The organism is Streptomyces sp. NPDC016677 (assembly GCF_055562815.1).
This window is the reverse complement of record NZ_JBVHEO010000011.1, coordinates 23,099-39,205: the sequence shown is the minus strand read 5'-3', so window position 1 is coordinate 39,205 and position 16,107 is coordinate 23,099. Positions and strand designations below refer to the sequence as shown.

General features: G+C 73.9%; 16 protein-coding genes. 7 read left to right on the top strand and 9 right to left on the bottom strand.

Annotated elements, in window-relative coordinates:
• Positions 1-71 precede the first annotated feature (71 nt).
• The gene (locus ACZ3IG_RS25760; RefSeq protein WP_467434977.1) at positions 72-698 is read right to left on the bottom strand and encodes an alpha-ketoglutarate-dependent dioxygenase AlkB; all 627 of its coding nucleotides are present in this window, start codon (positions 696-698) and stop codon (positions 72-74) included.
• A 177-nt stretch (positions 699-875) separates the two neighbouring features.
• Between ACZ3IG_RS25760 and ACZ3IG_RS25755 the strand changes: the two genes are divergently transcribed.
• Positions 876-2,549, top strand: a complete 1,674-nt coding sequence (locus ACZ3IG_RS25755) for an FAD-binding dehydrogenase (protein WP_467434975.1) — start codon at positions 876-878, stop codon at positions 2,547-2,549.
• A 69-nt stretch (positions 2,550-2,618) separates the two neighbouring features.
• Here the strand turns inward: ACZ3IG_RS25755 and ACZ3IG_RS25750 are convergent, their stop codons facing one another.
• The 3 genes from ACZ3IG_RS25750 to ACZ3IG_RS25740 all read right to left on the bottom strand — a co-directional run bounded on the left by ACZ3IG_RS25750 (position 2,619) and on the right by ACZ3IG_RS25740 (position 4,366).
• A complete protein-coding gene (locus ACZ3IG_RS25750; protein ID WP_467434973.1) occupies positions 2,619-2,972 on the bottom strand; it encodes a DUF488 domain-containing protein in 354 nt (117 codons plus the stop codon).
• A gap of 97 nt (positions 2,973-3,069) precedes the next feature.
• Complete coding sequence (locus tag ACZ3IG_RS25745; RefSeq protein ID WP_467434971.1) at positions 3,070-3,321, bottom strand: WhiB family transcriptional regulator; 252 nt, start codon at positions 3,319-3,321, stop codon at positions 3,070-3,072.
• 31 nt (positions 3,322-3,352) lie between these two features.
• Entirely contained in the window at positions 3,353-4,366 is a 1,014-nt protein-coding gene (locus ACZ3IG_RS25740) for a LysR family transcriptional regulator ArgP (protein ID WP_467434970.1), read from the bottom strand.
• A gap of 80 nt (positions 4,367-4,446) precedes the next feature.
• Here ACZ3IG_RS25740 and ACZ3IG_RS25735 point away from each other — a divergent pair, with 80 nt between their 5' ends.
• Both ACZ3IG_RS25735 and ACZ3IG_RS25730 read left to right on the top strand, forming a co-directional pair.
• On the top strand, positions 4,447-5,064 hold the full coding sequence (locus ACZ3IG_RS25735; RefSeq protein ID WP_467434969.1) for a LysE/ArgO family amino acid transporter: 618 nt from the start codon (positions 4,447-4,449) through the stop codon (positions 5,062-5,064).
• Between the two features lie 76 nt (positions 5,065-5,140).
• A complete protein-coding gene (locus ACZ3IG_RS25730; protein ID WP_467434967.1) occupies positions 5,141-6,448 on the top strand; it encodes an MFS transporter in 1,308 nt (435 codons plus the stop codon).
• Positions 6,449-6,452: 4 nt separating this feature from the next.
• Here the strand turns inward: ACZ3IG_RS25730 and ACZ3IG_RS25725 are convergent, their stop codons facing one another.
• The 3 genes from ACZ3IG_RS25725 to ACZ3IG_RS25715 all read right to left on the bottom strand — a co-directional run bounded on the left by ACZ3IG_RS25725 (position 6,453) and on the right by ACZ3IG_RS25715 (position 9,004).
• Complete coding sequence (locus tag ACZ3IG_RS25725; RefSeq protein ID WP_215167190.1) at positions 6,453-6,911, bottom strand: cyclic nucleotide-binding domain-containing protein; 459 nt, start codon at positions 6,909-6,911, stop codon at positions 6,453-6,455.
• A gap of 306 nt (positions 6,912-7,217) precedes the next feature.
• Positions 7,218-8,696 carry an aminotransferase class I/II-fold pyridoxal phosphate-dependent enzyme gene (locus tag ACZ3IG_RS25720; protein ID WP_467434966.1) on the bottom strand — a complete coding sequence of 493 codons (1,479 nt, stop codon included), beginning with the start codon at positions 8,694-8,696 and terminating at the stop codon, positions 7,218-7,220.
• A gap of 86 nt (positions 8,697-8,782) precedes the next feature.
• Positions 8,783-9,004, bottom strand: a complete 222-nt coding sequence (locus ACZ3IG_RS25715; protein ID WP_467434964.1) for a hypothetical protein — start codon at positions 9,002-9,004, stop codon at positions 8,783-8,785.
• 165 nt (positions 9,005-9,169) lie between these two features.
• Here ACZ3IG_RS25715 and ACZ3IG_RS25710 point away from each other — a divergent pair, with 165 nt between their 5' ends.
• The 4 genes from ACZ3IG_RS25710 (at position 9,170) to ACZ3IG_RS25695 (ending at position 12,284) form a co-directional block, all read left to right on the top strand.
• Positions 9,170-9,628 carry an ATP-binding protein gene (locus ACZ3IG_RS25710; RefSeq protein WP_467434963.1) on the top strand — a complete coding sequence of 153 codons (459 nt, stop codon included), beginning with the start codon at positions 9,170-9,172 and terminating at the stop codon, positions 9,626-9,628.
• Positions 9,629-9,798: 170 nt separating this feature from the next.
• On the top strand, positions 9,799-10,680 hold the full coding sequence (locus ACZ3IG_RS25705; protein WP_467434962.1) for a SigB/SigF/SigG family RNA polymerase sigma factor: 882 nt from the start codon (positions 9,799-9,801) through the stop codon (positions 10,678-10,680).
• Positions 10,681-10,984: 304 nt separating this feature from the next.
• Positions 10,985-11,824, top strand: coding sequence for a DUF1206 domain-containing protein (locus tag ACZ3IG_RS25700; protein ID WP_467434961.1), 840 nt, complete (start codon positions 10,985-10,987; stop codon positions 11,822-11,824).
• Between the two features lie 28 nt (positions 11,825-11,852).
• Entirely contained in the window at positions 11,853-12,284 is a 432-nt protein-coding gene (locus ACZ3IG_RS25695; RefSeq protein ID WP_467434960.1) for a hypothetical protein, read from the top strand.
• A gap of 29 nt (positions 12,285-12,313) precedes the next feature.
• Here ACZ3IG_RS25695 and ACZ3IG_RS25690 read toward each other — a convergent pair whose 3' ends face one another.
• Both ACZ3IG_RS25690 and ACZ3IG_RS25685 read right to left on the bottom strand, forming a co-directional pair.
• Positions 12,314-14,560: an FUSC family protein gene (locus tag ACZ3IG_RS25690; RefSeq protein WP_467434959.1), complete on the bottom strand. Its 2,247-nt coding sequence runs from the start codon at positions 14,558-14,560 to the stop codon at positions 12,314-12,316.
• An 89-nt stretch (positions 14,561-14,649) separates the two neighbouring features.
• Positions 14,650-16,017: an NAD(P)/FAD-dependent oxidoreductase gene (locus tag ACZ3IG_RS25685; protein ID WP_467434957.1), complete on the bottom strand. Its 1,368-nt coding sequence runs from the start codon at positions 16,015-16,017 to the stop codon at positions 14,650-14,652.
• Positions 16,018-16,107: the final 90 nt, after the last annotated feature.

The following is a 16,107-nucleotide window of genomic DNA, read 5'->3' as shown; positions in this document are numbered from 1 at the left end:
AGAGGGGCTGGTGGACCGGGAACAGCCAAGCAGACGCCGGGCGGTGGCGGAGCGGTGGGTTCCGGTCGGTCTCACCGCACGCCGTGCGGGCGGAACTGGACACTGATCCGGCCGCCCGCGACCCGCGCTGACTTCGGTACGCAGTGCTCCCAGGTGCGCTGGCAGGAGCCGCCCATCACGATCAGGTCGCCGTGGCCCAGCGGCCGGCGCACCGCGCTGCCGCCGCCCACCGGACGCAGCAGCAGGTCCCGGGGCGTGCCCACGGAGAGGATGGCGACCATCGTGTCCTCGCGCGCGCCCCGGCCGGCCCGGTCGCCGTGCCAGGCGACGCTGTCCCGGCCGTCCCGGTAGTAGCACAGGCCCGCCGTGGTGAACGGCTCGCCCAGCTCCTCGCCGTAGTGCGCGGTGAGGGCGTCGCGGGCCTCGTCGAGGACCGGGTCGGGCAGGGGGTCCCGCGCCCCGTAGAAGGCGAGCAGCCGGGGGACGTCGACCACCCGGTCGTACATCTCGCGCCGTTCCGCGCGCCAGGGGACCTCGGCGGCGAGCCGCTCGAACAGCGCGTCGGCGCCGCTCAGCCACCCCGGGAGTACGTCGATCCAGGCGCCGGAGCCCAGCCGGGTGCGGCGGATTCCGTCGAGCGGGCCGAGCCGCGGCCGGTCGGTCTGGTCGAAGAGGGAACCCTGGAGGTGCGTGCTCATATCCCGAGCGTACCTCGCAATCGAACGTACGTTCCAAGTGTAGTGCGGGAGGTTCGCACGCGCCGGTGCATCGGATACGTTCCCGTGTCGAACGCGGGCCGACGGTGACGAGCGGGCCGCGGCGGGGCGGTGGCCGGGGGAACAAGGGAACAAGGGAACGAGGAAGGGACGATCGCCATGGACGCCGACGTCATCGTCGTCGGAGCGGGCCTCGCGGGACTGGTCGCGGCGCACGAGCTGACCGGCCGGGGCCGCCGGGTGGCCCTCGTCGACCAGGAGAACGCCGCCAACCTCGGCGGGCAGGCGTTCTGGTCGTTCGGCGGGCTGTTCCTCGTCGACTCCCCGGAACAGCGGCGCCTCGGCGTCAAGGACAGCTTCGAGCTGGCCTGGAACGACTGGCAGGGCAGCGCCGGCTTCGACCGCCTCGACGACGAGGACTCCTGGGCGGTGCGCTGGGCCCGGGCCTACGTCGAGTTCGCGGCGGGGGAGAAGCGGTCCTGGCTGGACGGGCACGGCATCAAGCTGCTGCCCAACGTGGGCTGGGCCGAGCGCGGCGGCCTCCGGGCCGACGGACACGGCAACTCGGTGCCCCGCTTCCACATCGCCTGGGGCACCGGCACCGGAGTGGTCGAGCCCTTCGCCCGGTACGCCAAGCAGGCCGTGCGCGACGGACTGCTCACCTTCCACCACCGGCACCGCGTCGACGAGCTGATCGTCGAGGGCGGCACCGCGCGCGGCGTACGGGGCACGGTCCTCGCCGAGGACGGCTCACCCCGCGGCGTCGCCTCCAACCGCGACCGGATCGGCGACTTCGAACTGACCGCCCAGGCCGTGATCGTCACCTCCGGCGGCATCGGCGCCGACCACGACATCGTCCGCCGGTACTGGCCCGAGCGGCTGGGCACCCCGCCCGCCGAGATGGTCACCGGTGTCCCCGCCTACGTCGACGGACGGATGCTGGACATCAGCGCGGCGGCGGGCGTCCGCCTGGTCAACCGCGACCGCATGTGGCACTACACCGAGGGCCTGCGCAACTGGGACCCCGTCTGGCCCGGCCACGGCATCCGCATCCTGCCGGGCCCGTCCCCGATGTGGTTCGACGCGCTCGGCCGCCGCCTGCCCGACCCCTGCCTGCCCGGCTACGACACCCTGGGCACGCTCAGGCACCTGCGCACCGACGAGGACATCGCGCGGTACGACCACTCCTGGTTCATCCTCACCCGGAAGATCGTGGAGAAGGAGTTCGCGCTGTCGGGCTCCGAACAGAACCCGGACATCACGGCCAAGGACCGGGCGGCCTTCCTGCGGGAACGGGTCGTCGGCAAGGGCGCCCCGGGGCCGGTGGCCGCCTTCGTGCGCGAGGGCGCCGACTTCGTGACCGCGCCGACCCTCGAACAGCTCGTCGACCGGATGAACGGGCTCACCGACGAGCCGCTCCTCGACGCCGCCGCCGTCCGCCGCCAGATCGAGGCCCGCGACCTCCAGATGGCCAACCCCTACAGCAAGGACGCCCAGGTCCAGGGCATCCGCAACGCCCGCCGCTACCTGAGCGACCGGATCAGCCGGGTCGCGGCCCCGCACCGCGTCCTCGATCCGGCGGCCGGCCCGCTGATCGGCGTCAAGCTGCACATCCTCACCCGCAAGACCCTCGGCGGCATCCAGACCGACCTCGACTCCCGCGCCCTCGGCGCCGACGGCAGCCCTGTCGAGGGCCTGTACGCGGCCGGTGAGGTGGCCGGGTTCGGCGGCGGCGGCGTGCACGGGTACAACGCCCTGGAGGGCACCTTCCTGGGCGGCTGCCTCTTCTCGGGGCGGGCGGCCGGACGCGCGGCGGCGCGGCAGACGGCTTGAGGGGCGGAGTCCGAGGGCCGGGGCCTGAGGGCGCAGGTGCTCAGCTCCTGCCCCTCAGGCCCCGCCGACTCAGCTCCCGTCGAGCAGGCGGACCAGTACGGCGGCGTGGCCGCGGTCGGGGTCCTTGGACGCGGTCAGCAGCGTCACGGGCGCCCGGCCCGCCAGCTCTCTCAGCCGGTCGAGCGCCCCGGCCGCCTCCGGAGCGGCCAGCTCGGCCTCGTAACGCCCGGCGAACTCCTCGTGGGAGCCCTCGCCCGCGTGGTACCAGCGGCGCAGTTCCGGGGAAGGGGTGAGTTCCTTGGGCCACTCGTCCACGTGCGCGGCTTCCTTCTTCAGGCCGCGCGGCCACAGCCGGTCCACCAGCACCCGCGTGCCGTCGTCCGGCTCGGGCGGGTCGTAGACGCGGCGCACACGGACGTTCACGGCTCGGTCCCTTCGGCGGCGGACGGCGCTGGTGCCGAGACTACGCGGCCCCGGCGCCGCCCGCCCGTCCGCTTGGGGGCCGGACCTGGCCGCGGGGTCAGCCCGTCCGCCGGCGGGACGCCAGACGCCGCTTCAGGGCGCGTCGCTCGTTCTCGTCGGTCCCGCCCCAGACGCCGATGGACTGCCCCGTGTCCAGGGCCCATTCCAGGCACTGGTCCCGGACGGGGCAGCGCCGGCAGACCGCCTTCGCCTGCTCGGTCTGCAGCAGGGCCGGGCCCGAGCTGCCGACCGGGAAGAACAGGTCGGGGTCCTCGGCGCGGCAGGCCGCGTGCTCTCGCCAGTCGTCCATCAAAGTCACCTGCGATCGTCGTATCGCGCTGTCACGGATTCGGGTTGCTCACCCTCGGGTGACCTGTGGACGGCGGGGCCAAACGGGCGGGAGGCCGCGAAGTCGCTTCCGGGTAAGGGAGTTCCTCCTGCCGCAGCGCCCGGGCCGCGGCCGCCCCCACCGCCTCGGCCACCGTGGCCAGGGCCGGCGAGTCGAGCTTCCACTGCTGCCAGTACAGCGGCACGTCGACCGCCGTCCCGGGGGCCGGCTCGGTCAACCGGCCGCTGCGCAGCAGGGGTTCGGCCTGTGGCTCGGGCACCATGCCCCACCCCAGTCCGGCGGCGACGGCTTCGACGAACCCCTCCGAGGTGGGGACGTAGTGCCGCACCTGGCTCGCGGACCCGTGCCCGCCGCCGAGCCGGCGCACGAAGCCGTCCTGGAAGTCGTCGCGCCGGTCGAACACCACCACGGGCGCCTCCGTCAGCGCCGGGAGCAGCGGTCCGGCCAGGTGCCGGGCGGCGAACTCCGGTGCGGCCACCGGGAGATACCGCATCCGCCCCAGGGGCCGTACCGAGCAGCCCGGCACCGCGTCCGGCGACGAGGTCACCGCGGCCATCACCACACCCTCCCGCAGCAGGGCCGCCGTGTGGTCCTCGTCCTCGCGGCGCAGCTCGAAGCAGAGCGGCGGATCGCGCGGCACCCGGGTGAGCGCGCCGAGGAACCAGGTCGCCAGCGAGTCCGCGTTCACCGCCACCGACACCCGGACCGGCTCACCGGCCCCGCTCAGCCCCAGTTCGGCGTGGGCGTCCCGGGCCAGCCACGCCACCTGCCGGGCGAGCCGCACCAGCACCGCGCCGGACGGGGTGGGCCGCACCGGCTTGGTGCGCAGCAGCAGGACCCGGCCGGTGCGCTGCTCCAGGGACTTCACCCGCTGGCTCACCGCCGACGGCGTCACGTGCAGCACCGCCGCGGCGGCGTCGAACGTCCCCTCGTCCACCACCGCCAGCAGGGTCCGCACCTGGTCCAGGGGCAGGTCGCCCAGTGCCGCCGTCGCCGGTCCACTCATCGCGTCACCTTCACGCGAGCTAAGGATACGTAAGAATCTTCAGCTGTACGCGCGAAGACCGCTCGCTTAGCGTCGGAGGCATGAACAACGCCCTGGCCACCGCGGCCGCCGGCTTCGGTACCGGCCTCTCCCTCATCGTCGCCATCGGCGCCCAGAACGCCTTCGTCCTGCGCCAGGGTGTGCGCCGGGACGCGGTCCTGGCCGTGGTCGGCATCTGCGCCCTGTCCGACGCGGTGCTGATCGCCCTGGGGGTCGGCGGGGTCGGCGCCCTGGTGGTGGCGTGGCCGGGCGCGCTGACGGCGGTCGGCTGGATCGGCGGGGCGTTCCTGCTGGGGTACGGCGCCCTGGCCGCCCGGCGGGTGTTCCGGCCGGCCGGCGCGCTGCGGGCGGACGGCGGGGGCGCGGCGGGCTCCCGGCGGCGGGCGGTGCTCACCTGCCTGGCCTTGACCTGGCTCAACCCGCACGTCTACCTGGACACCGTCTTCCTGCTCGGTTCCGTCGCCGCCGACCGCGGCCCGCTGCGCTGGACCTTCGGACTGGGCGCGGCGCTCGCGAGCCTCGCCTGGTTCGCCGCGCTGGGCTTCGGCGCCCGCCACCTCGGCCGTTTCCTCGCCAGTCCCCGGGCATGGCGGATCCTGGACGGTCTGGTCGCCGCCGTCATGATCGTCCTCGGCGTCTCGCTGATCGCCGGGAGTTGACGCCCGTCACACCACGCCGCCCCGCCGTCCTGCGATAGTGAGGCAGCCGAAAGATGTAGCGACCAAGTAGGAATGCGTGGACACGAGCGACAGCAGTACCGAACCCCGGGCCCAGACACCCGGCGCCGACGACGCGCCCCCCGCCCCGCGCCGGGGCTGGTGGCGCTGGGCGATGGACACCCGCCCCCTGCGCCGTCCCGCCTTCCGGCGGCTGTGGGTCTCCACCATCGTCACGGCCGTCGGCAGCCAGCTCACCGCCGTCGCCGTGCCCAAGCAGATCTACGACATCACCGGCTCCTCGGCCTGGGTGGGCGCCGCCAGCCTGGCCGGCCTGGTGCCGCTGGTCGTGTTCGCGCTGTGGGGCGGCGCGGTCGCCGACACCATGGACCGCCGCAAACTGCTGCTGATCACCAACAGCGGCATAGCCGTGACCTCGCTGCTGTTCTGGGCGCAGGCCGCCACCGGTCTGGAGTCGGTCGTCGTACTGATGGTGCTGCTGGCGCTCCAGCAGGCCTTCTGGGGCCTGAACTCCCCGGCGCGCAGCGCCTCCATCGCCCGGCTGGTCCCCGAGGACGAACTGCCCGCCGCCAACGCCCTCGGCTCGACCGTCATGCAGACCGGCCAGGTGGTGGGTCCGCTGCTCGCGGGCGTCCTGATCCCGGTCATCGGCCTGCCCGAGCTGTACCTCATCGACGCGGTCGCCCTGTGCGTCACGGTGTGGGCGGTCTACCGGCTGCCCGCCCTGCTGCCGCTGACGGGCGGCGGGAAGGGCCGCGCGGGCCTGCGCGAGGTGGTGGCCGGCTTCCGCTACATCGCCGGGCACACGGTGCTGCTGCTGTCCTTCCTCGCCGACATCGTCGCGATGGTGTTCGGCATGCCCCGGGCGCTGTTCCCGCAGCTCGCCGCCGAGACGTACGCGGGCTCGGGCGAGGGGCTGGCGCTCGGGCTGCTGTACGCGGCGATCCCGATCGGCGCGGTGGCCGGCGGACTGTTCTCCGGCACCTTCTCCCGGGCCCGGCGGCACGGCTGGATGGTGATCGGCGCGGTCGTCGCCTGGGGCGCGGCCGTCGCGGGCTTCGGACTGAGCGGGAGCCTGTGGCTCGCGGTGGTCTTCCTCGCGGTCGCGGGCGTCGCCGACATGGTCTCCATGGTCTTCCGCGGCGCCATCCTGCTGTCCGCCGCGACCGACGAGATGCGCGGCCGGATGCAGGGCGTCTTCACGGTCGTCGTCGCGGGCGGACCGCGTCTGGCCGACGTGCTGCACGGCACCGCGGGCTCGGCCTTCGGGGCCCGCGGCGCGGTGACGGGGGGCGGGCTGCTGGTCGTCGTGGTGATGCTGGGCCTGGCCCTGACGGTGCCCGCCCTGCGCCGCTACCGCGTCTGACCCGTTACAGCGGACCGCCGCGCCGGTGCAGCGCGTACTGCTCCAGGAGTTTGCCGCGGGTCGTCTCCAGGCGGTGCGCCAGGATCTCGGCGACGGAGCGCACCAGGACCACGCCGAGCCGGGGGTCGTCCTCGCAGAGCCGGAGCACCGCGGCGGCGTCGAACTCGTAGGCGCGCACCGCGCTGAACGCCTCGGCGCCGAAGTCCCACCGGTACGGCGGGAACAGCCAGGACCAGCCGAGCAGGTCGCCGGCGCCGAGGCTGGCGACCGTCACGCTCTGCAGGGACGTCACCCGCTGGGTGAGGGAGACGGCGCCGGAGCGGACCACCCAGAAGCGGTCGGCCGTGCCGCCCGCCTCGAAGATCCGGGTGTCCTCCGGGAAGTGGACCTCCCTGGCCAGTTCGGTCAGCCGCGCCCGCTGGGGCGGGGGGAGGGCGTTGAGCAGTTTGATCGCTTTGGTCATGACACGGAACTCCTCGCCGGCCGATGCGGTTCCGGTGTTTTCCCTACGCCCATTTCAGCGGCCGGCGCGGCCCCGGGCACCTCGGCGGGCGCGGAGATTCCGTGACGGTATGAAAAAGCCCTGGCTGGACGGGGGGATCCAGCCAGGGCCGTGAACAGTGGCGCCGGAGGACCGCGCGGATCGACTCCGTCACCACGTATAGGTGAACGCTAAACCATTTGCGGACGTTCCATGAAACCGGGGGCGGAGCACGTGACCCGTCTCACCCGCCGGACGGTACGGCGCCGGAGGGCGGGGGTACCCGCCTCAGCCGGCGTGCTCCGCGACCACCCGCACCGTCTCCAGTGCCGGGTCGCTCGGGTCCGGCAGGTACATCCCGGCGGCCAGGCCGCTGGTCAGGTAGCGCAGCACCGGCTCGGTCAGCCGCTCGCCCGGCAGGACGGCCGGGATGCCCGGCGGATACGGGGTGATCATCTCCGCCGCGACCCTTCCGGCCGCCCGCTCCACGGGCACGTCCTCGGTCGGCCCGAAGAACGCGTCCCTGGGCAGCGCGACCTGCGTCATCCGCAGCTCGGCCGGTGACGGGACCGCCACCCGGGGGGCGTCCGGCAGCCCGGGGGCGGCCTGCGCGAGCTCCTTGAGCGCCGCCAGCAGTTCCCCGGTGGTCTCCCGGTCGTCGCCGTGGGTGATCTGCGCGCCGATCCGCCGGTGGTCCGTGAGGTGGGCGATGATGCCGTGCCGCTCGCGCAGCCGGTCGGCGGCCTGGTAGCCGGAGATACCGAGCCCGTCGAGGTCGATGACGACCGGCAGCGGGTCGAAACCGTCGGCCAGCCCCGGGCCGCAGAAGTCCGCCCGGTCGTTGACGTGCATGCCGTCGATCTCCTCGACCGCGGCCCGCACCTCCGCCGCCAGTTCCAGAGCGCCGCCCATGACCTCCTGCCCGCGCAGTGCCATCTGGCGGCGCCAGCCGTCCAGTCCCGCGTAGATCAGCACCGACGGGCTGGTGGTGCTCAGCAGGTCCGCGCGCATGCCCAGCAGCTTCGGCTCCACCAGGTCGCCCTGGAGGTGGAAGACGGAGCCCTGTTCCAGGCCGCTGCCCATCTTGTGGATGCTGGTCACACAGATGTCGGCGCCCGCGTCCATCGCCCAGGACGGCAGGTCGGGGTGGAAGGGCAGGTGCGCGCCCCACGCCTCGTCGACGATCAGCGGCCGTCCGCGCCGGTGGCAGACCTCGGCGACGGCGGCCAGGTCCGCGCCGGCGCCGTACGGCGTCGGGCTGGTGATCAGGGCGCCCCTGGCGTCGGGGTGGCCGGCGAAGGCCGCCTCGTACTCCGCCGCGGACGGCGGATGGGCGAGATGGCGCTCCGCGTCCCAGCGCGGCTCGACCCAGACCGGCTCGATGCCCGACAGCACCAGACCGGACACCACCGACTTGTGCGCGTCCCGGCCGATCAGCAGCTTCTCGTGCGGCCCCGCGACCGCGAGCATCGCCGCCTTGACCGACAGGGAGCTGCCGCACGTCGAGAAGAAGGTGTGGTCGGCGTGGACGGCGTCGGCCATCAGCTCCTGGGCGCGCTGGAGCACCCGGTCGCGGGTGAGCCGGTCGTCGAGCCCCCCGGTCGCCAGTACGTCACCGAGGAAGACCGCGTCGCCCAGCACCTCACGGACGGCCGGGTCGGCGCCCCGCGCCTGCTTGTGCCCCGGGGGAGTGAACGACAGCCGGCCCTCCCGGCGGTAGTCGGCGAGAGCCTGGAGCACCGGAGCCTGGGTGTGATCGATGGCCATGCCCTGCGGTTTCCCCGCTCCGGCCGGCCCAATCGGTGCCGTCCGGGGGGTCCGTCCCGGAGGTCCTTCCGGGGCGGGGCCGGGGGTCAGCCCCGCTCCGTGCGCCGGCCGGGCGTCAGTACCTCGTCCAGCACCCGCAGCACCGCCTCGTAGGCCGCCGAGCGCACCTCGGCCTCCCGCGCTCCCTCCGGGTCGGTCGGCCGCAGTTCGTCCCGCCGGGTCCGCCAGGCCCGCTCCTCCTGGGCCGCGCAGGCCCGCGCCCGGTGCATGCGCCGCAGCAGTTCGTCCGAGTCCACAACATCCGTCATGCACACCGCGTACCCCCGGCACGGCGGCCGCATGGCCGCTGGGCCGTACGGAGGTCCTGAGGTTTGCGGGTGCGGTGAGAGGTCAGCCGGAACACGAGGCAGCCGCGGGCAGGGCGGGCTCCGGCTCGGTTCACACGATGTTCCACACGATCAGGGAGCTGACGGATGTGTGAGAAGCCCATGACCCCCTCCGCCACCGAGCGGAACGGCACGGGACGCGACGGTGCCGGACGTGACCGGCCGCCCGGGCCGCCCAAACCCGCCGACGCGCGCCGGGCCGTGGAACGCGCGGTCACCGCGCGCGGCCGGGAGGGCGGTACCCGGTACGACGCCGACGCCCTGTCGGACGCCGTACTGGTCGCCTCGGAACTGACCACCAACGCCATCCTGCACGGCGGCGGCGTCACCGACTTCCGGGTCGACGTCGACGGCCCCGGGCTGCGGGTCTCGGTGAGCGACCGGAGCGACGAACTGCCGGCGCCCCCGCCGCCCGCCGGCCCGGGGGGCCGCTGGCGGGTGGGCGGCCGGGGCTGGCCGATCGTCTGCCGCCTGGCCCGCGACGTACGCGTGTCCGAGCTGCCCTCCGGAGGCAAGTGCATCAGCGTGCTGATACCACTGTCCTGAGTACTTTTGAAGAAGCGGCGTTTGTTCCCCGAGGGGAAGGGCAGTCGCAGTTTCGTGCTTCGGACCGGAGGCGCAGCAGCGGGAGCGGTATGGCTGCTTCGGCACTCCAGTCGACCGCAGCGCCGTTCCCGCGGAAGTCCCCCTGAGACCACCGTTCAGGAGCGATCCGCATGCTCATCGACACCCCCACAGACCGTCCCGCCACCCCCGAGCCCACCACCACCGCCCCCGAGCCGACGAGCGCGCCGCCCCGGCGCCGCCACGACGACGCCCCCGACACCGCGAGCCTGTTCACCCGGTTGGCGGCACTGGAGGAGGGGCCCGAACGCGACGCGGTGCGCGACGAACTCGTCACCGCGTGGCTGCCCATGGCCCACCGCATCGCGGGCCGCTTCCGCGACCGCGGCGAGTCCGTCGAGGACCTGCGCCAGGTCGCGGCACTGGGCCTGGTGAAGGCCATCGACCGGTTCGACCCGGAGCGGGGCGCCTTCGAGAGCTACGCCGTGCCCACCATCACCGGCGAGGTCAAGCGGCACTTCCGCGACCGGATGTGGGCCCTTCGGGTACCCCGCCGCGTACAGGAACTGCGCAACAAGGTGCGGGTGGCCCGGCGCGAACTCACCCAGAACCCCGGCAGCCCCGAGCCCTCGACCGCCGACATCGCCGCCCACACCGGACTGACCGAGGAGGAGGTCAGCGCCGGGATGGAGGCCCTGGAGAGCTTCAGCACCCTGTCGCTGGACGCCGAGCTCTCGGCCGGCGACGACGGCTACAGCCTCGCCGACACCCTCGGCTCGTCGGACGACTCCTACGACGTCGTGGTCGACCGCGAGTCCGCCAAGGAGGGGCTGCGCCGGCTGCCCGAGCGGGAGCGCGCCATCCTCTACATGCGGTTCTTCGAGGACATGACGCAGAGCCGGATAGCCGACCAGCTCGGCATCTCGCAGATGCACGTCTCCCGGCTCATCAGCCGCAGCTGCGCCCGGGTGCGCGACGAGGCGATGGGTCGGCGCCCCGCCCGCCGGGGCCCCGGACGCCGCCCGGCGCCCTGACCCGCCCGACGCCCTGAGCCGCCGGGCCGCCCCGGCCGGCCACCGCCGTACCGCGCCCGGCCCCGGCCGGCCCGCGCGGTGCGGCGGTGGCCGGCCGGGGCGGAACGCGCCCGCGCCCGGGAAACCCGGCGCGCACACCCGCACGCCGGCCGGCGTGCGGGCCACGGGCCTGCCCCCGACGGGCACGGCACCCGCTCGGGAAGCCGCCCCCGCCGGAGCCGAACGGTCCGGTACCGGTTCCCGGGCAGCAGGGTGTGCGCGGTGCGCGCCGGGGCATCCGGGAGTCTCGGAAGGGGAGGACGAGATGACCACGCGCGTACTGACCGACACCGCCCGCGGGCGGGCCCGCAGGGCGGCCGACGGAACGGCCGCCGAGAGCGCCGCCCGCGCCGGGCTCACCGCCCGTGGCGTGATCTATCTGCTGGTCGGCACCCTGGCCCTGCGGATCGCCTTCGGCGACGGAACCGAGGAGGCCGACCGCTCCGGTGCCCTGGAGGCGCTGGCGGACCAGCCGTTCGGCTCGGTCCTGCTGTGGGCCCTGGGCATCGGACTGGTGGGCATGGCCCTGTGGCGGCTGTCGGAGGCGGTGTCCGGCGCCGTGGGACCCGACGGCCGCACGGCGAAGAAGCGGCTGGCGGCCACCGCCCGCTGCGTGTTCTACGCCTTCGTCGCCTACTCGGTGCTGGCGTTCGCGGCGAGCCCGCGCAACGGCTCCGGCGGCTCCAGCGACCAGCAGTCCCGCGACGTCACCGCCCGGGTCCTTCAGGTGCCCGGCGGACAGTGGCTGGTGGGCGCCGCCGGTGCCGGCGTAGTCGTCGCCGGTGTCGTCATCGGAGTCCAGGCCGCCCGGCGCCGCTACCGCAAGAAGCTCAAGGCGAGCGGCCTGGCCCCCTGGTCCCGGCGGCTGGTGGACGTGACCGGCGTGGCCGGGGGAGTGGCGCGGGGCCTGGTGTTCGCCGTGGCCGGCGCCTTCGCCGTACGGGCCGCGGCCGACTACGAGCCGGGCCGGGCCAAGGGCCTGGACGACACCCTGCGCTCCTTCGCCGAGACCCCGCTCGGACCCTGGCTCCTGGTCTGCGTCGCGGCCGGACTGGTGCTGTTCGGCGTGTTCTCGTTCGCCCTGGCCCGCTGGCGTCGCGTCTGAGGGACGTGGGAGGGGGAACCCGGAGCAGATGAACGAACACGAGATTCCGCCGGACGGCCGTCCCGTGGACGTCTACCTCGACCTTCTGCGCGTCCGGATGGACACCGAGGACTACCGGATGCTGCTCAGCGTCGTGGAGCCGGTCCTACGGGCGATCGACGACCAGCAGCTGCCCACCATCGACTTCGCCCTCGACGGGCAGGACGCCGACGCCCTGCCCCAGGAGATCCGCGACGAGGCCGCCCTGGTCATCGCGACCGCGGTGACGGGCCGGCTCGACAACGAGGTGATCGAGATCAGCACCGAGGAGACCGGGCCGATCCGCGTGGTCACCGACGCGGCCACCGCTTCCGACCCGGACCGCCTCGGCGAGATCGCCGACTACCTCAAGGAACGCCACCGGCAGAACGAGGAACTGCGCGGCATCGCCGAGGCGAGCGGCCTGCCCAGCGACTTCTGACCGCCCGCGGCCCCGGGCGAGTCCCGCCGTCACCGCTTCGGTGCCGCCACGGGCACGCCCAGCGGCCGGGCGAGGCCGGTCACCGCCTCGTCCAGCCGCTCCAGGTGGCGCAGCACCCGGCCGGTGATCCGGCCGTACCGCGGAACGCCGGCGGTGTCGTACTCCAGCAGCGAGGCGACACTGGGTCCGGTCTCGACCTCCACGGCCGTGTCCGGGTCCGCGACGTGCGCCGCGATCGCCCCGATGTTGCGCACCGTGCGCCGTACCGCGCCGCGCAGCCGGGGGTCGGCCGCGATGGACGGGTGGGTGGGCAGCAGCTCGGCCGTCGCCGCCAGCGCACGCGCGTGGTACGCGCAGGTCTCCAGGAGCGCCACCACGTAACGCGCCGTGTCCCGCCGGGCCCGCAGCGGTGTGATCGGGTGCGTCAGCGGCTGGGTGGCGCCGCGCAGGTCGCCGAGGGCCTGGTCCAGGTCGCGCGCCCGGTCCAGCAGATCGGCGGCCGGCCCGCCGCTGAGCTGGTCCACGGCGCCCTCGGTGACGTCGGTGAGCCGCTCCAGGACCGTGCCGAGCAGTTCGTCCGTACGGCTGTCGGTGCGCACCGGCAGCACCAGCGCCGCCGCCACCACCCCGCAGGCCGCGCCGAGCGCCGTCTCCTCCACCCGCAGCAGCAGCACCGACGCGCTGTAGGTGTGCAGCAGGGTGTACAGCAGCCCCAGCATGGCGGTGACGAAGAACGACATCAGGGTGTACGACAGCGGCGCCGTGTAGAACATCGCGAAGATGAACACCAGGACCAGCGCGAACGCCGTCCAGGTGTGCTGTCCGACCAGCCCGGCCAGCACGATCCCGGCCACCACCCCGAAGACCGTGCCCAGCAGCCGCCGGTAGCCCTTGACCAGGATCTCGCCGGTGGACGCGGTGTTGATGAACACGATCCAGCAGGTGAGCACCGCCCAGTACCAGCGCTGCGCGGAGAGCATCTCGCCGCCGACGATGGCCAGCGTCGAGCCGACCGCGACCTGCACGGCCGCACGCGTGGTGGGCCGCCGCAGTCCGGTCGGCTGCTCCTCGTCGGCCGTCTCCTCCCCGGCGTCGATCGCCGCGTCCTCGGCGTCCAGCTCCTCGCGGGAGCGGGTGGTGGCGGGGGAGTCGTCGGACTCGTCCTGCGGCCCGTCCAGGGCGACCCTGAGGCCCATGACGGCGCGGGCCGTCTCACCGATGCCGCGGAAGACGTCCTGGACGGCCGGGGACGCCGCGGGCAGGTTCTCCTCGTCGCGGTAGCCCAGCAGCCGGTTGCGCAGGTGGGACAGGGCGGTGCCGCGCGCCTCGGCGGGCGGCCGTACCACCAGTTCCCGCAGCGCGGTGAGGTCACGGCGCAGCAGCGTGACGGCCTCGTCCGCGCCCGGCATCCGGCGCACCGACGGCGCCGGGGCGCCCGGCAGGTGCAGGGTGAGGGTGTCCGCCCGCCGGGCGCTGCGCGCGGTCAGCAGCAGCAGCCCGAGCCGCTCGGCGGCGATCTCGGCGTCCGCGATACGACGCTGCACCAGCCGGGTCGTGGACGCGTCGAGGGTGTTGTCGTCCAGCCGGGTCTGGATCATCAGCGCCGTCTCGTGCAGCCGGGCGTGGCCCTCCCGCAGGTCCTCCAGCACCTTGTCGATGTCGTCCGGACCGGCGTCCAGCAGCTCCAGCTGGGCGGAGATCAACTGGGCCAGCCGGGCCCGGAAGGCCTGCCGCAGCCGCTGGAGGACGCCCGCCGGGGTCGCCGGCACGATCGCGAACCGGACCAGGGCACTGGACGCGAACGCCACAGCCAGGGACAGGTACAGGTCCGGCAGTTCCGCCACCGTCGCCCCGACGAACAGGGAGACGAAGTACAGCTGGAAGCCGATCAGGCCGAGCGCCGTCCCCCGGTCGCCGAACCGGCGGCCGTAGACGGCGCAGAAGATGAGGACGACGAAGAAGGCGTCGCCGATCACCACCCGTGAGGCGAGCAGCGCCGCCAGCGACACCGAGGCGAGAGCGACGGGCAGCCCCAGCGCCAGGGTGACGGCCTGCGGGCCGCGCTGCTTCTCCTGGATGGCGAAGGTGGCGACCATCGCCGCCATCGCGCCCGCCACCAGATGCGGGACGTCGGAGCCGAGCACGGCCAGTACGGCGAGCGCCAGCGCGATCGCGCCCACCGTCCGCAGCCCGGCGACCAGCCGCAGCAGTCCTGGATCGGAGGCGGCGACGCGGTCCCGCAGCCGTGTCCGCACCGAGCGCCCCGCTGCCTTCACGCCGCCGTACTCTCCCCTGGTCGAACCCGGTCCAACACCTAGATCGACTTCTCAGCATCTCATGCCGTGACCGGGCCGCGCGCGCCGGGTCAGGCCGGCGCCCGGCCGGCCCCCTCGACATGGGCCCGGACCTCTTCCGGCGACATGTAGGCGTCGGTGTACTCGAAGTCCTTCAGCTTGGCCGGTTTGCGGGCCTGGAAGCCGGTGCGTACGAAGTCGTCGCCGGCCACCGCGTTGAGCAGCCAGTTGGTCATCACCCGGGTCTTGGCGACGCCGGTGCGCAGCGCCGACCAGTGGTAGCCGCGGGCCACCGCCTGCGCGGGCACGCCCCGCAGCTCCACGCCCAGCGGCTTGGACACCGCGTCCGCCCCGCCGAGGTCGACGACCAGACCCAGGTCCTTGTGGACGTACGGCCGCATCGGCTGACCGCGCAGGGCGGCGATGACGTTGTCGGCGACGTGGACGCCCTGGCGCATCGCGTGCTGCGCGGTCGGCGGGCAGACGGCGCCGTCCTGGCCCTTGGCGAGGTCGGGCACGGCCGCCGCGTCACCGAGCGCGAAGATCCCGTCGTGGTCGGGCAGGCACATCTCGGCGGTGACCGCGAGCCGGCCCTTGACCGTCTCGGCGCCGAGCGTGGCGATGAGCGGGCTGGCCGCGACCCCCGCGGTCCAGATGAGCGTGCGGGTCGGGATCACCCGGCCGTCGGTGAAGGTGACCTCCTCCGGAGCGGCCTTGGCGATGGAGACGCCCAGCGAGATCTCGATGCCGCGCCGGCGCAGGATCTCCAGGGCGCTGCGGCCCAGCTTGTCGCCCAGCTCGGGCATCAGCTTCGGGGCGATGTCGATCAGGTGCCACTTGATGAGCTTCGGGTCCAGCCGCGGGTAGCGCTTGACGGCGGCGCAGGTCAGGCGCTGGAGGCAGGCGGCCGTCTCGGTACCGGCGTAGCCGCCGCCGACCACCACGAACTGCAGCCGGGAGGCGCGCTCGGCGGGGTCCTCGCTGGCGTCGGCCAGGTCGAGCTGGGTGATGACGTGGTCCCGGATGTACGCGGCCTCCGCCAGGGTCTTCATGCCGAACGCGGTGTCGGTCAGCCCCGGGATGTCGAAGGTGCGGGTGATGCTGCCGGGCGAGAGCACGATGTAGTCGAACGGCTCGTCGATGATCTTGCCGGTGATGCTGCGCACCACACAGACCTTGGCCTTCAGGTCGACCCCGATGGCGCCGCCCGGGATGATCCGGGTGCGGTACTTGCTGCTGCGGCGCAGGGAGACCGCGACCGACTGGGGGGTCAGGACGCCGGAGGCGACCTGGGGCAGCAGGGGCAGATAGAGCTGGTAGGCGAAGGGCGTCACCAGCGTGATCTCCGCCTCGCCCGGGGTGAGTTTCCTCTCCAGGCGGCGGACGCACTCCACACCGGCGAAACCTGCGCCGACCACCAGGATCCTGGGTCGTGTCACGGTGTCATCCCTTTCTGCGGCTCCGGGCGGTCTTCCTCGAACGTCCTTCGCCTGCCCCTGGATCGCTGCTTCGCACCCACCGATCTCATC

Bases quoted from the DNA above. Each gene is read 5' to 3' on its own strand.
- ACZ3IG_RS25735 (WP_467434969.1), top strand. From the start codon at position 4,447: ATGAACAACGCCCTGGCCACCGCGGCCGCCGGCTTCGGTACCGGCCTC.
- ACZ3IG_RS25705 (WP_467434962.1), top strand. From the start codon at position 9,799: ATGCTCATCGACACCCCCACAGACCGTCCCGCCACCCCCGAGCCCACC.
- ACZ3IG_RS25710 (WP_467434963.1), top strand. From the start codon at position 9,170: ATGTGTGAGAAGCCCATGACCCCCTCCGCCACCGAGCGGAACGGCACG.
- ACZ3IG_RS25745 (WP_467434971.1), bottom strand. From the start codon at position 3,321: ATGGACGACTGGCGAGAGCACGCGGCCTGCCGCGCCGAGGACCCCGAC.
- ACZ3IG_RS25700 (WP_467434961.1), top strand. From the start codon at position 10,985: ATGACCACGCGCGTACTGACCGACACCGCCCGCGGGCGGGCCCGCAGG.
- ACZ3IG_RS25725 (WP_215167190.1), bottom strand. From the start codon at position 6,911: ATGACCAAAGCGATCAAACTGCTCAACGCCCTCCCCCCGCCCCAGCGG.
- ACZ3IG_RS25740 (WP_467434970.1), bottom strand. From the start codon at position 4,366: ATGAGTGGACCGGCGACGGCGGCACTGGGCGACCTGCCCCTGGACCAG.
- ACZ3IG_RS25695 (WP_467434960.1), top strand. From the start codon at position 11,853: ATGAACGAACACGAGATTCCGCCGGACGGCCGTCCCGTGGACGTCTAC.
- ACZ3IG_RS25755 (WP_467434975.1), top strand. From the start codon at position 876: ATGGACGCCGACGTCATCGTCGTCGGAGCGGGCCTCGCGGGACTGGTC.
- ACZ3IG_RS25715 (WP_467434964.1), bottom strand. From the start codon at position 9,004: ATGACGGATGTTGTGGACTCGGACGAACTGCTGCGGCGCATGCACCGG.
- ACZ3IG_RS25760 (WP_467434977.1), bottom strand. From the start codon at position 698: ATGAGCACGCACCTCCAGGGTTCCCTCTTCGACCAGACCGACCGGCCG.
- ACZ3IG_RS25720 (WP_467434966.1), bottom strand. From the start codon at position 8,696: ATGGCCATCGATCACACCCAGGCTCCGGTGCTCCAGGCTCTCGCCGAC.